We start from the raw sequence: 14,115 nt of genomic DNA on the forward strand, positions 1-14,115 counted from the left end.
TTCTAGCAGGGCGCGCCCGGCGGAGGATCGGAAATCGCCCGCAGCCTACGGCGCGAGGTGGAGGATCGTGCCCGCGTAGCCGCCCGCGAAGACGTGGCCGTCGGGAACGGCGAACACGGCCATCAGGGTGTTCCCCGTGAGGCTCTCGGCCTGATCGACGGTCGTGCCGTCCCAGCGCAGGATCGCGCCCGCCGCGCCCACGGCCCAGAGATCGTCGATCCCGAGGAAGTGCGCGTCCATGTAGGTGGCGTAGTCGGGGACCGTGGCCACGGTGTCGATCGCCGCGCCGTCCCACTCGTAAAGCGTGCCGTCCCGGTGCAGGAACTGGATCTGCGAGTCCGACACGCCGTAAATCCCCACGTACTCGACGACGGTGGTGTCGGTGGCGATGTCGGCCAGCCGCTCCCAGCCCGCGCCGTCCCACGCGAGGAGCCCGTCGCCGACGGCCCAGACCAGGCCCGGCCCCTGTCCGTGCACCGCGTCGAGCCGGGACGCGCCGGGGGCGGGATGGAGCCTCCACGCGGCGCCGTCGTAGTGCAGGAGGAGCCCCTCCGCGACCGTGGCCCAGACGTCGTCCGTCCCCACGGCGGCGACGTCGGTCACCACGGCGTCGGTCTCGTCCGCGAAGCCGTGGCGCGTCCAGTCCTCGCCGATGCGGGAGTAGGAGCCGCCCTCCGCGTCGACGACCCACAGATCCCCGGCGGCGTTGCCGAACACGCCTTGCAGGTTGACGCCGCTCTCGGTCAGGGAGCTCGTCACCGCGACCCACCCGGATCCCGTGTTTCGGTACATGGCGCTCGAGTAGCTCGTGACGATCCACGCGTCGTCCGCGCCCGTGCCGCCCACGGCCCGCATGTACCAGTCGTCGATCGACGTGTCCTCGGCCCACGCCGCGCCGTTCCAGTGGACCAGGGCGCCGTGCTCGCCGACCGCCCAGACGTCGTCGGTCGCCGCGCCCCAGACCGAGTAGAGCTGATCGGAGATCCCGGTGTCCACGTCGGTCCAGATCGCGCCGTCCCAGTGCGCGGCCTGGCCGCTGTAGCCCACGGCCCAGACGTCGTTCGTCGCGAAACCGTAGATGTCGAACACCTGAGTGGCGCTCGGGATCGACACCACGGCCCACGTGCCGGTGTAGTGGTACGCCTCGCCGCCCCAGTCCCCGGCGGCCCAGACGTCGTCGCTCGCCGCGCCCCACACCGTGACGAGGTCGTCGGTCGATCCGGTGGCGGAGGACGACCACGCCGAGCCGTTCCAGTGGACCGCAGCGCCGGACTCGCCCACGGCCCACACGTCATCGGCCGAGACGCCGAACACCGCGTAGAGGTCGTAGCTCGTGCCCGCGCCGCCGCACGTCCAGCTCGATCCGTCGAAGTGGCACGCGAGGCCGCCGAGCCCCACGGCCCACGCCTGGCCGTCGTCGTCGACCCACACGTCCCGTATCCCGCGCGGCACCTCCACGGGCGTCTCGTTCCACGCCGCGCCGTCCCAGCGGTAGAAGTGCAGCTGGTCGTCGCTGTAGTCGTCCCTGTACCCCCACGCGTCGTCGGCCCCGGTCTGCCACACGCCGTTCATGTAGTAGGGCGCCGTCGGGGTCTCGGCGCTCCAACCGCCCGCGCCGCGGCTCGCGGACGGCCCGTACATCCCCATGGCGGTCACCGCGTCGCTCGAGGCCCCCCACAGATCGAGGATCGTGTCGTAGGTCACGGCGTCGCTGCACGACCAGGCGCTCCCCTCGCGGTCGCACATCAGGCCGTACACCCCCACGACCCACGGGCCCGCGCCGGCGGCGACGTGGATGTCGGTCACGCCCCAGGTCGTGGTGTCCAGGGACACGTCGTTCCAGAACCCGCCGTCGTAGTGCGCGATGATGCCTGCGCCGCCCATGACCCAGACGTCGTCGGCCGCGGTGCCGGAGATCGAGCTCCAGCCCGAGTACAGGCCCGAGTCGATCACCTCGAACGCGCTGCCGTTCCAGTGCGTGAACACCGGGTTTGCGCCGCTCACGAAGTACACGTCGTCGCTCGCGGAGCCCCAGGCGTCGGCGTAGTCGTCGGTCGTGACCTGCGTGTGATCCTCCCAGTCGAGGCCGTCCCAGTGGAAGATCGCGCCGTCGTTGCCGGCGACCCAGATGTCGTCCGGGCCCAGGCCGAAGATCGCCTGCAGGTAGGTGGTGCCGAAGTCGAAGCTCTCCCAGGTCGCGCCGGTCCAGTGGCGCACCGTGCCGTAGCCGCAGACCCAGAGGTCGTCCGTGCCGAACCCCTGGAGGTCGGTCAGCCCGGAGTAGCTCAGGATCTGGGACCACGTGCCGTCGAAGTGCATGAGGCTCGCGGAGCTCAGCGCGAACATGTTCGTCGGGCCGGTCCCCCACAGGGAGCGGAACGAGTCGGAGGCGCTCCCCGAGCTCCACTCGTACCAGCTCTCGCCGTCGGTGCGCAGGATCCGCCCGCCGTCGCCCCCGAACCAGACGTCGCCCGGGCCGTTGATCCACACCGCGCGCAGGGTGTTGCCGTGGGGCGTCGGGTTCTCCCAGCACCAGCCGTCGTCGTTGCAGAAGTCGGTCGGCAGCATCAGGTCGGTGTCGCCGTCCGAGTCGGTGTCGGAATCCGTGTCCGTGTCGGCGTCCGTGTCGGTGTCGCCGTCCGTGTCCGAATCCGAGTCCGAATCCGAGTCCGAGTCCGAGTCCGAATCGGATCCGCCTCCCTTGCCCGAGTCGCATCCCGCGAACGCGAGCAGCGCGGCGAGGGCCGCAGGGCCAGCGAAGATCGCCGGAAAAAGGAGAGCCGTGAATCCCCTCATGTTCGAGCTCCTTTGGTCAAACCCATTTCCATGATTATGGCACCAGATCGAAAGGACCGCTCGTCGCATGTTTTCGGGTCAGATCGTCGCAAAGGCGACATCCTTTTCGGCCTTCCGGTACACTTTCATCTACAGGAGGTGCGCATGAGAGAGCTCGCAATCGACTTCCGGTGGCTCGCGACCGCACTGCTGCTCGCCTCGCTCTCGTGGCTGGAAGCCTGCGAGGGCGCGTCGAGCGCCGGCGCGGGCGACGGGGACACCGACACCGACACCGACGCGGACTGCGAGGACGGGCAGCACGAGTGCCAGGGCGACGCGTTCTACGAGTGCGAGGGCGGCGCTTGGGCGCTCGAGGAGGAGTGCACCGGCGAGATCCCGTTCTGCGATCCGATCCTCGGGTGCGTCGCGTGCCCGCCCGGCGAGCCGTACTGCGTCGGCGACGACGTCTGGCTCTGCAACGGCGAAGGCTCGTCCGGCACGTTCGTCGAGACGTGCGAGGACGGCGACACCTGCGTCGGCGGCGAGTGCACGAACTCCTGCCTGCAGGCGGTCAGCTCGAAGTCGTACATGGGCTGCGAGTTCGTCGCGGTCACGACCTCCAACAGCCTGCTCGCGTCGTCGTTCGTAACTGTTTAGCCGAGTCCAATGAACCGCTCGTTTGAGGCCGCCGCGCCGCCGAAAACAAAGATAATGGGATCGGATCGGATCGTGGTGTTGATCCCGGGTTCCAATCTTTTTCCCGCCGTGATCTACAATGGTTGTGTTGATCATCGACCCAGCGGTTCTGGCCCTCGTCGACGAGCTTCGGAGCGAAGTTGCCGAGCTGCGGCGCGAGAACGAGGCGCTGCGGCGCGAGAACGCCGAGCTGAAGGCGCGGGTCGTGGAGCTGGAGGCAAAGCTCGCGCGGTACGAGGGCAAGCCGCCGACCGACCCGTCCACGCCGTCGGGGATGACGCCGCCGTTCCACAAGAAGAACAAGAAGGGCAAGCGCAAGAAGCCCGGCCGGAAGAAGGGGCACGCGGGGTCGCACCGCGCAGCGCTCGAGCCGAACCGCTTCGAGAGTCACCCGCTCGTGCACTGCCCCGACTGCGGCACCGACCTGCGCGACAAGCCGAAGAAGACGCGGACGCGCACCACGCACGACCTGCCTCCGAAAAGCGAGCCCGAGGTGACGGCACACGGCATCGAGGGCGCCTGGTGCCCGAAGTGCAAGAAGTACGTCGAGGCACGCGTGGACGCCGCTCTGCCGCGCTCGACGCTCGGCCTGCGGGTCGTGCTGCTCGCGGCGTGGATGCACTACGCGCTCGGGACGCCAGCGCACGCGGTCGTGAAGTACCTGAAGCGCGCCCACGGTTTCCCGGTTACGGTCGGCGGCCTGACGCAGGCGTGGCGGCGATTGGCCGACGCGCTCGCGCCGATGCACACGGCGATCTGGGAGGAGATCCGCGGGGCCGGGGTGCTGCACGCGGACGAGACCGGCTGGCGCGTCGACGGCCGGACGTGCTGGCTGTGGTGCTTCGCGACGAAGAGCGCCGTGTACTACGTGATCGACAAGACGCGCGGGTCGAAGGTGGTGCGCCGCGTCCTCGGTGAGTGCTTCTCGGGCGTGCTCGTGACGGACTTCTTCGCCGCGTACGGCTTCCTCTGCGCCGCTGCCAAGCAGAAGTGCCTCGCGCACCTCTTGCGCGAGCTCGAGAAGGTCGGCTTGCGCAACGCCGGCGAGGAGTGGCGCGGCTTCGCGGCCAAGGCGAAGCGTTTCCTGAAAGACGCGCTGCGCCTCGGCGTGGACCGCGCGAAATACGACGACGCGGAGTACGACCGCCGGTGGCGGCGTCTGCACGACCGCTTGTCCGAACTGTGGGGCGGCGACTACGCGGACAAGGACTGCTACCGCCTCGCGCGACGGCTCGAGCGGCACCGCGACGAGCTGCTCGTCTTCCTCGAGCGCGACAACGTCGACGCGACCAACAACCACGGCGAGCGGGCGATCCGCCCGGCGGTCGTCATGCGCAAGAACTACGGCGGCAACCGCTCCGAGGCGGGCGCCGAGATCCAGGCCGAGCTGATGTCGATCTTCCGCACCCTCGAAATGCGCGGCGTCGACCCGCTCGACTACCTCGAACGCGCGCTGCGCGCTTCCCTGGCCCGCGGCGAACAGCTCACGCTGCCCGCGCTGCCAGCAGAAGACCTCGCAGCTTGATTGCCTTTCCGCTATCATCATGGGAATCCGCTAAACAGTTACGCGGCAGGAGCCCCACGCGATCGTTCGTCGTGATCTCCAGCTTGACGACCTCGCCGACGCCGAAGTCAGCCACTTCGACCGCCTCGTCGTGGGTCGTCGGGGTCGTGCACTCGACCGCGAACGTCCCACAATCGTTCAGCGTGCCGCCGGCCTGGCAGAACCTGTCGCCGAACCCGATCGGGCAGGTCACGAGATCGGCCTGGCACTCGGCCGTGCCCGCGTCCGCCGAGTTCTCGCACGTCTCGTTGTCGCCGCACTCCTCGGCCACGCCGCCGTCCGCGAGCCCGTCGCCCAACTCGCCGGCGCAGAGCCCCTGGTCCCCGGTGCAGTAGCGCTGCCTGTACTTCGCCAGCACGATGTCGCCGCAGCTCGGCTCGTCGCCGCAGACCAGCACCTCCTCGGCCTCCGGCTCGCAGACGTGATCCGTCCCGTAGTAGTTGCAGCCGTCGCAGCACGGCAACGTGTCGTTGAAGCACTCGCACTCGGTGTCGGTGTCGGAGTCCGTGTCCGTGTCGCAATCCGTGTCGATATCCGAATCGGTGTCGGTGTCCGTGTCCGCCCCGGTGTCCGTGTCCTCCGGCTCCCCCTCGTGCGACTCCGCGCACGAAATGGCGAAGGCAATAATGAATAGCAAATACATGGCGTTAGACTTCATCATCTCGTCTTCCTCCTCAGGTTTGTCTCCGCCTTGCTCAGTGGGCTTCGGCCCAGCTCTGCCCGACGCCGGTGTCGACCACGAGCGGCACCCGCAACTCTAGTGCATTTTCCATCTCTTCTCGGACGGCCGTTTTCGCGCGATCGACCTCGTCTTCCGGAACCTCGAGCACGAGCTCGTCGTGCACCGTCAGGATCATCCGGGCCCGGAGCCGCTCCGCGGCGAGCCTTCGGTCCACGCGGATCATCGCCAGCTTGAGGAGGTCCGCGGCCGTGCCCTGGATCGGCGTGTTGCGCGCCATGCGCTCCGCCGCCTGCCGCACGTTGTGGTTCGCGGACGCGAGATCCGGGAGCTCGCGGCGCCGCCCGAGCATCGTCGCGACCGACAGGGTCTCGCGGGCCGACGCGATCGTCTCCTCCATGTACCGCGCCACCCCGACGTGCAGCGCGAAGTAGCCGTCGATGAACCGCCGAGCCTCTCCCCGTGGGATCCCGAGCTCCTTGGCGAGCGAGAACTCGGTCTTGCCGTAGATCACGCCGAAGTTGATCGCCTTGGCCTGGGCGCGCTTCTCCCGCGGCACCTCGGCGCCCGCCGGGATCCCGAACACGGCGCGCGCGGTCCTCGCGTGCACGTCCTCCCCGGCACGGAACGCGGCCACGAGCTCCGCGTCCTCGGAGATGTGGGCGAGCACGCGCAGCTCGATCTGCGAGTAGTCGGCCGAGAGCAGCACGTTGCCGGGCTCCGCTACGAACGCGCGCCGGATGTCGCGGCCCCGGTCCGTGCGGATCGGGATGTTCTGGAGGTTGGGGTTCGAGCTCGACAGCCGCCCCGTCGCCGTGACGGTCTGGTTGAAGCTCGTGTGGATCCGGCCCGTGGCCGGGTTGACGAGGCGCGGCAGCGCGTCGAGGTACGTGCCCTTCAGCTTGGCGAGGAGCCTGTGCTCCACGAGGATGGCGGGCAGCGGGTGCAAGGGCGCGAGCAGCTCGAGCACCTCGGAGTCGGTCGAGTAGCCGGTCTTGGTCTTGCGCTGCGAAGGCAGGCCGAGCTCCTCGAACAGGACCTGCTGGAGCTGCTTCGGCGACGCGAGGTTCAGCTCGTGGCCGGCCGCGGCGTACGCGTCCTTCTCGAGCGCGGCGAGCGCGACGGCGTAGTCGATCGACATCTCGCCGAGCAGATCGGCGTCGATCCGGACGCCCGCGAGCTCCATCGCGGCGAGCACGCGCCCGAGCGGGAGCTCGACGTCGGCGAGCAGCGAGCGGAGCCCCGCGGCCTCGATGCGCGGCGCCATGGCGTCCGCGAGGGCGAGCGCGACCTCCGCGTCCTCGCCGGAGTACCGCGTGGCGCGCTCCACGGTCACCTCGGCGAACGCGAGCTGGGTGCCGCGCGCCTTCTCGGTCACCTCCTCGTAGGTGACGGTGGAGCGCCCGAGGATCTCCTTCGCGAGCGCGTCGAGGTTGTGCGCCCTGCCCTCGCCGCGCAGCAGGTACGAGGCGAGCATGGGGTCGAAGGCGACATTCGCCATGCGGACGCCGTGCCGCCGGAAGATGATCTCCTCGTACTTGGCGTTCTGCGCCACCGCGCCGAGCGACGGATCCTCGAGCAGCGGCCTCAGCGCCGCGAGCACGTCGGCGAGGGGCAGCGACGGCCCGGCGGCGTGCGCGATCGGCACGTACGCCGCCTCGAGCGGCCTCCACGAGAGCGCGACGCCCACGATCTCCGCGAGGACCGGCGAGACCGACGTCGTCTCGAGGTCCACCGCGAACCGGCCCGCGGCGCGGATCTCTTCCGCTGCGGCGCGCAGCCCGTCGAGCGTCGCGATCGTGCGGTACTCGACGTCGGGCGCGGGCGGCCTCGGCTCGGCGTCGACCCCGAACAGCCGCTCCTTGAGCCGCTTCAGCTCGAACCTGTCGAGCACCGGGCCGAGCCGCTCCTTCGACGGCGGGCCGTGGCGCGTCGCCCCGAGATCGACGGCGCCTTCCACCTCGGCGAGCTCGACGAGCCGGCGCGACATTCGGGCCGCCTCGGCGTGCTCCGCGAGCCGCGCCGCGAGCGCCTTGGAGCCGAGCTTGTCCAGGTTCGCAAGCAGCTGCTCGAGCCCCCCGTGCTCGGCGAGGAGCGGCGCCGCAGTCTTCGGGCCCACGCGCGGCACGCCCGGGATGTTGTCCGAGCTGTCGCCGCCTATCGCGAGCAGGTCGCCGAGGAGCGAAGGGGGCACGCCCCACTTCTCCTCGACCGCGGCCGCGTCCCAGAGCTTCTCCTTCATGGTGTCGAGCATGACGACGTCCGGCCCGACGAGCTGCATGAGATCCTTGTCCGCAGAGACGACGACGACCTTGAGGCCGCTTCGCACCGCCGTTCGGGCCGCGGTGGCGATCAGGTCGTCCGCCTCGAAGCCGTCGCGCTGGAGCACCGCGAGGTCGAACGCCTCGACGAGCTCGCGCACGAACGGGAACTGCACCTTGAGATCCTCGGGCGGCGGCGGCCGGTTCGCCTTGTACGCGGGGTAGATCTCGCGCCGGAAGGTCGGCGTGCGCGAGTCCATCGCGACCGCGACGTGCGACGGCTCGTAGTCCTTGAAGAGCGACACGAGCATGTTCGCGACGCCGAACAGCGCGTTCGTCGGCTCGCCGCGCGCGGTCGAGAGCCCCTTGACCGAATAGTACGCGCGGAAAACGAACGACGAGATGTCGACGAGGTACAGGATCTCGGTCCCCTCGGGCCAGGGGAGCGGCACGCGCTTTCCAGATGATTCGGCCATGCCCTTCGGTAGCGCGGATGCGGCGTCCCGGTCAAGGCGCCGCCCCGCCCCGCCCCGTCCATTTCGCCCATTCCGTCCACTTCGTCCATTCCGTCCATTCCCCGTTCCGGCTATCTTCGAAACCATGCCGAGTGAAACCAGCCCTCCCCGCCGCCGCGTCCTCTACTGCGGCGACGGCGTGAGAGAAGGCGCGGCGCGCTACCTGTGCGGCGTCCTCGCGCACGCGGGAATCCCGTTCGACCACGTGCCGTCGGCCGAGCCGTTTCCCGGCGGCGCGCCCGGGCGCGGGTACGGCGCGGTGATCCTGAGCGACTACCCGTCGCGCAACTTCTCGGTCGCGCAACTGGAAGCGCTGTGCGAAGCCGTGCGCGGCGGCCTCGGCCTGCTCGTGATCGGCGGGTGGGAGTCGTACGTCGGCCGCGGCGCGGGCTACCAGCGCACGCCGCTCGCGGCGCTCCTGCCGGTCCTTCTGTCCGCCGAGGACGACCGGCACAACAGCTGGCGGCCGTGCGTCGTCTCGCCCGGACCGGGGCACCCGCACGAGATCACGGACGGCCTCCCTCTGGATCGCGATCTGCCGTGCGTGACCGGCTTCAACGCAATCGACGCCGCCCGCGGCGCCACGGTGGTACTCGAGGTCCGGGAGCACGAGGCGCGCCCGTCCGCGGACGGAGTCGCGTTCGCGCCCGTCGGGAGCCACCCGCTGCTCGTCGTCGGATCCGCGGGCTCCGGGAGGATCGCGTGCTACGCGGGCGACGTTGCCCCGCATTGGGTCGGCGGCCTCGTCGACTGGGGCGTGCCGCGGATCGCCGTCGCGGCGGACGGATCGGCGACCGTCGAGATCGGGTGCCTCTACGCGCGGCTCTTCGAGCGCAGCGTGCGCTGGGTGCTGGGAGGCGACGGCTAGTTCAGGGGAACCGGGGCTATCACGGTCGGTCCGGTGGGACAGCCGTACGGCGGCCCGGCCTCCCGGGGCTGGTGCCTACCCTCTCCCGAGGAGTCGCTGCAAGCGCACCCCGGCGGATCGACACAAACGGTGCCGTACAGGACGCAGCTGTCGCCGCACGGGAACTCGCACGTCCGGCACACGGCGCAGCACGGTCCCTGCGACTGCGCCTGGCCCTGCGCGTCCGGGGACTGCGCCCGGGCGGTCTGGACGATCTGGGCCGCCGCGGCGATGCCCGCGACCAGGGCGGCCTCGCGGTACTCCTCCTGCTGCGCCTCGCCGCCGCAGGCAGAGGCCGCGACAAGCGCGCCGCAGATCAATATCGCTGCGCGAATTTCACGTCCGACAACACCCACTCGTCCACACCCAATCCTGGGAGAGGGTGCTCCCGCGGAGCTCGCGCGCGCTCGTGAATCAACGGTCGACACGGATAGTGTTATAATTCTTTTCGAGAGGTGAGGATATGAGGACATCTTCGGGGCTCTTCGTCATGGTCATGATCGCGCTCGCGGCGACCGCCGCCTGCGAGCAAGGGGGCGGCGCGGGCTCGGACGGCGACGCGGACACCGACACGGACACCGACGCCGACACCGACTCGGATTCGGACGCCGACTCGGACACGGACGCCGACTCGGACACGGACGCCGACACCGACGCCGACGAGGGGTGCGACAAGGCGGACATCCTGTTCGTGATCGACAACTCGGGCAGCATGTCCGAGGAGCAGGCGAACCTGATCGCGAACTTCGAGGGGTTCATCGAGGCGATCGAGGCGTACGAGGTGCAGGGCTCGGGCGAGCAGATCGACTACCACGTCGGCGTGATCTCGACCGGCGTGGACCACAACGAATGCGTCCCGATGTTCGGCTGCCCGCTCGAGGAGGAGGAGGACGGCTTCCTCCAGAACACGCCGCGCGCCGACGGCGGCGCCTGCACGCCCCCGCCGCTCCTCTGGATGGAGGGCCCTTCGCCGGACGTGGCGGAGCAGTTCGCGTGCGTGGCCGAGCTCGGCACGTCCGGCTTCTCGGAGGAGATGCCCCTCGAGGCGATCCGGCGCGGCATGACGCCCGGCCTTGCCGAGTGGGACTTCGAGGACGGCCACATCGACGCGGAGAACGCGGGCTTCCTGCGGGACGACGCCCTGTTCGTCGCGATCATCCTCACGGACGAGGACGACCAGTCGCGCGCCGACACCTACCCCGAGTCGTTCCAGGACGACATCTGGTCCGAGGGCAACGCCGCCGATCTCGGCCTCTACGCCGATATCTTCCTCACGATCAAGCCGTCGTACAACTACATGGTGTTCGGCGTCATTTCGGGCCCCGAGAGCGAGAGCTGCACGAGCACCTTCGGCGGCGCCTCGGACGCGCCGCGGCTGCACGAGTTCCTGACCTACACCGGCGACTACGGCACGTGGGCGAGCATCTGCGAGGAGGACCTCGACGGCGCCATCGCGACGATGCTCGACTCGATCGAACTCGCGTGCGACGAGATGCCGCCCATCGAGTAGCCCTCGAGCCGCGCTCCTAGCCCGCCCGCGCGTCGAGCACCGTCACCAGCCGATCCGCCATGCCGATCATCTCGACGAGCGTCTCCCACTCCGCGGCGCCCATGAGGTAGTCCGGCCGCGCCAGGCGCTCCTCCGGATCGCGCCACGTCAGCCGGCTGCCCTGCACGCCGACGGTCATAGGTGACCGCCCGTCGCAGCGGAGCACTATCGCCGGCGCCCGATACGTGCCTCCCGCGAACCGCGCGTTCACCGCGTAGAGGAACTCGCCGGTCCCGACGCCGTCCGGTGTCGCCGCGCACCGCCCGACGATCGCCTGCGACCCCGGATCGACCAGCCGGATCCCGCCCCCGTCGAGGCGCAGCTCGAGGCGCCCGCGCGCACGCCACCGCCGCCACGTCCGGGGCAGCGTGAGGACGAACACCGCGAAGGCGGCCCCGACCGCGGAGAGCAGCGCCGTTGCGAGCGCTTCGGGCATGTACGGTTCGAGCGCATGGAGAACGATCGCGGCGGCCGTGACGCCGAGGAACGGCGCGAAGACGAGCGGCAGGTGCCCCCACTGCGTGCGGTACCGCTCGAGCGAGAAGATCGCCGCTGTGGCGTTCGCATCCATCGACGAAGTCGTATCACGCGTGCGCGCGCGGCACAGCCCCTGTGCCTGAAATTCACGGTCACGCCGCCCATCCCGCGATTCGACGGAGAGATCCGTGCTGGCACTCTTCGTGCAAAGGGAGGGATCCGGGAAGCGTAGCGAGGAAAGGAAAACGGAGATGATGCACAGAATCGCACCGCTCGTCGCCACGGCGATCGTCCTCCCGGCCCTCGACGCGTCGGCACAGGGCCCCGACGTCTTTCCGCGTGATGAGCCGCGAGGGAAACGGGTTCTCGCAGGAGAAGTACGAGGCGTGCCGCAACCGGCGGTTCGGCGGCGGGCTACAGCTGCAGGTGACTTTCTGACCGGAACGCTTCTCGCCAAGTCCCGTGCGAGCTAGAATGCTCGAATCACGATACGGAAGGAGCCCACGATGAAAGCGCTTTCGATGGCCGTCGGCGTCCTGCTGACAACGTGTTGTCTGCCCGCCTTCGCGCAGGAAACGGAGCCGTCGACGGAACCGGCACCGGCCGCCGCTCCCGCGCCGGCTCCCATTCCCGCCGAAGCCGCTCCTGCGCCCGCCCCGGCTCCGGCGCCCGCGCCCGCCCCGCAGTGGGGTTTGCACCAGGTGGCACCGCCGAGCGCGGTGTACCCGCAATACGACCCTGTCGAGATGAGGCGCGTCGAACGCAAGATGAAGCGCCACGAACGCGACGTCATCCGCCTCGAGCGCGCGATGGCGGTCGAGGGGAACGATTTCTCCGAGGAGAAGTACGACAGCTACCGCAACCAGAAGTCCGGAGGGATCGCGCTCGTCGCCATCGGCGGCGTCAGCCTCGTTACCATGGTCATCTACTTTTTCCATGTCCTCGTGGACGACGCTCGCGAATGGAGCGACAGAGACTACGACAACGACGACGGCCAGTACGACGGATACTCCAGCAAGGAGGAGCAGGAGGACGCGGAGAACTTCGGAGAACATCCGCAGCGGGTAGCGCTGTGGACGATGCTCATCACCGGGATCGCGGGGATCGCCATCGGCGTGCCGCTGCTCATCACCGGCAGCCGCGGGAAGAAGCGGCAGGAGCTGCTGCAGCGGAAGGACGAGATCCTCGCGCCGTTCGACCCCGCCACCGCGTCGCTGTCGCTGTTCGTCGATCCCCAGGGCAACGGCGGCGGCCTGCGGTTGCAGGTGGAGTTCTGATCTACTTGCCCTTGCACGACGGCAGGTTGCCGAAGGTCATCTCCGCCGCGGCCTTGAGCTCCGCCTCGGGCATCGTGCCCTTGAACTGGAGATCGTAGTACTCGAACCACAGCTTCTTCGCGCCCTTGCAGTTCTCGAGCGCGGCGAGGCACTGCGCGGCCATCATCACGACGCTCAAGAGCATGTTCTTCTGCTGGACGTCCGTGGGCTTCTCCTTCGCGACGAGCTTCTTCGCCTCTTCCGCGGTCGCCTTGCACCCCGCCGCGTCGCCCTTCTGCTGCTGCTCCGACACCTGGGTCATGAGCGCGGTCGTCATGCCGGCGATGTCCTTCTGCGCCGACACCGGGCACTTCGACTTCGCCATCGTGTCGATCTGGAGGTCGAGCTGCGCGTCGGTGACCTTGTGCTGCTCGTCCAGGTTCGCGAGGTACTGCCGCATGAGCTTCTTGCCCTCGTCGCACCTGCCGACGCGCATCTTGCACAGGGCGCCCGTGTACATGGTCGTCTTGCGTGACTGCAGCGTGTCCTCGAGCTTCTTCGCGCGCTCGAGGTCGTCGAGGCACCCCTGCCCGTCGCCGGCCTGCTCCTTCTGGGTCGCGCTCTGGCGGAGCTTGTACGCCCGGGCTGCGGGCGTGTCGTCGTACGCGGGCGCCGGATCGACGGGCGGGATGATCGGCCCGGCCGGGGCCGCCGTCCCGTCGAGCGTCGGCGCGACCTCGTCGATCGCCTGCAGCACGAGCCGGATCGGCACGCGGCACTGGCGCTGCGCCTCGGTCGTGCAGCTGTCGAGGGCGCCGCCCTGCTTCAGGTTCGAGCTCGCGCTCGACGTCGAGCCGCCGACCCCCGCCCCGCCCTGGACGCCCACGTCGACGCCGGCGGTCGCGCCCTTGTGGGCGAGCAGCTCGAAGGCGCCGAGGTTGTACGCCGAGACGAAGTGGGTCGCGCCCTGGCAGCGCGGGTTGTCCGCGATCGAAGGCCGCTCGATGTAGTTGCGGGTCGCGTTGACCGCGCCGCTGACGAAATACTTGAGCTCGAGCGACTCCCCCACCTGGACGGAGCCCCCGAACTTGGCCGCGCCGAGCGGCAGCTTCGCCCAGACCTCGTCCTCGTTCCGCATCGTGAAGCTCTCGACCGTGCCGCTCGTGAACGTCGGCTCCTGGTAGCGGCCGTAGCGGCCCGGGATCCCGTTGTCCGAGCAGCCGTACAGGAGCTCGATCGCGCAGTTCCCGTACTTGACGAAAACGATATCGCGCGACGCCTTGGCCTCGAAGGTCGACAGATCCGTCGCGTCCCACTCGACGACGAACGGGCTCGCCAACGCCTCGCCGCTCCCGCAGCGGTGCTGGCCGACGGCCGTATCGTTGAGCAGCTGGTTCGGCCCCGCGCCTGCGGGCTGGCCGTCGAAGTGGCGGGTC

At 69.6% G+C, this 14,115-nt stretch carries 11 protein-coding genes; 5 read left to right on the top strand and 6 right to left on the bottom strand.

Translation table 11 applies throughout. The features are described from left to right. Positions 1-45: 45 nt before the first annotated feature. Positions 46-2,796, bottom strand: a complete 2,751-nt coding sequence (locus tag M0R80_14630; protein MCK9460871.1) for a hypothetical protein — start codon at positions 2,794-2,796, stop codon at positions 46-48. 144 nt (positions 2,797-2,940) lie between these two features. On the opposite strand from M0R80_14630, the gene M0R80_14635 reads away from it, so the two are divergent. Both M0R80_14635 and M0R80_14640 read left to right on the top strand, forming a co-directional pair. Further along, complete coding sequence (locus tag M0R80_14635) at positions 2,941-3,432, top strand: hypothetical protein (GenBank protein MCK9460872.1); 492 nt, start codon at positions 2,941-2,943, stop codon at positions 3,430-3,432. Between the two features lie 127 nt (positions 3,433-3,559). Then, positions 3,560-4,996, top strand: a complete 1,437-nt coding sequence (locus tag M0R80_14640) for an IS66 family transposase (protein MCK9460873.1) — start codon at positions 3,560-3,562, stop codon at positions 4,994-4,996. Here the strand turns inward: M0R80_14640 and M0R80_14645 are convergent. Both M0R80_14645 and polA read right to left on the bottom strand, forming a co-directional pair. Further along, positions 4,956-5,696, bottom strand: coding sequence for a hypothetical protein (locus M0R80_14645; protein ID MCK9460874.1), 741 nt, complete (start codon positions 5,694-5,696; stop codon positions 4,956-4,958). The genes M0R80_14640 and M0R80_14645 overlap by 41 nt on opposite strands. Positions 5,697-5,730: 34 nt before the next feature. Beyond that, positions 5,731-8,451, bottom strand: a complete 2,721-nt coding sequence (gene polA, locus M0R80_14650) for a DNA polymerase I (protein MCK9460875.1) — start codon at positions 8,449-8,451, stop codon at positions 5,731-5,733. Positions 8,452-8,575: 124 nt separating this feature from the next. Between polA and M0R80_14655 the strand changes: the two genes are divergently transcribed. Then, a complete protein-coding gene (locus M0R80_14655; GenBank protein MCK9460876.1) occupies positions 8,576-9,358 on the top strand; it encodes a glutamine amidotransferase in 783 nt (260 codons plus the stop codon). Here the strand turns inward: M0R80_14655 and M0R80_14660 are convergent. Then, entirely contained in the window at positions 9,355-9,717 is a 363-nt protein-coding gene (locus M0R80_14660) for a hypothetical protein (GenBank protein ID MCK9460877.1), read from the bottom strand. The genes M0R80_14655 and M0R80_14660 overlap by 4 nt on opposite strands. A 143-nt stretch (positions 9,718-9,860) precedes the next feature. On the opposite strand from M0R80_14660, the gene M0R80_14665 reads away from it, so the two are divergent. Next, complete coding sequence (locus M0R80_14665) at positions 9,861-10,907, top strand: VWA domain-containing protein (GenBank protein MCK9460878.1); 1,047 nt, start codon at positions 9,861-9,863, stop codon at positions 10,905-10,907. 16 nt (positions 10,908-10,923) lie between these two features. Here M0R80_14665 and M0R80_14670 read toward each other — a convergent pair whose 3' ends face one another. Next, positions 10,924-11,517, bottom strand: coding sequence for a hypothetical protein (locus M0R80_14670; GenBank protein MCK9460879.1), 594 nt, complete (start codon positions 11,515-11,517; stop codon positions 10,924-10,926). A gap of 412 nt (positions 11,518-11,929) precedes the next feature. Between M0R80_14670 and M0R80_14675 the strand changes: the two genes are divergently transcribed. Further along, a complete protein-coding gene (locus tag M0R80_14675; protein MCK9460880.1) occupies positions 11,930-12,700 on the top strand; it encodes a hypothetical protein in 771 nt (256 codons plus the stop codon). Between the two features lies 1 nt (position 12,701). Here M0R80_14675 and M0R80_14680 read toward each other — a convergent pair. After that, positions 12,702-14,115: hypothetical protein (locus M0R80_14680; protein ID MCK9460881.1), on the bottom strand; the 1,414-nt coding region annotated here is incomplete at its 5' end.

This window comes from Pseudomonadota bacterium (assembly GCA_023229365.1).
Taxonomy (GTDB): Bacteria; Myxococcota_A; Polyangia; order JAAYKL01; family JAAYKL01; genus JALNZK01.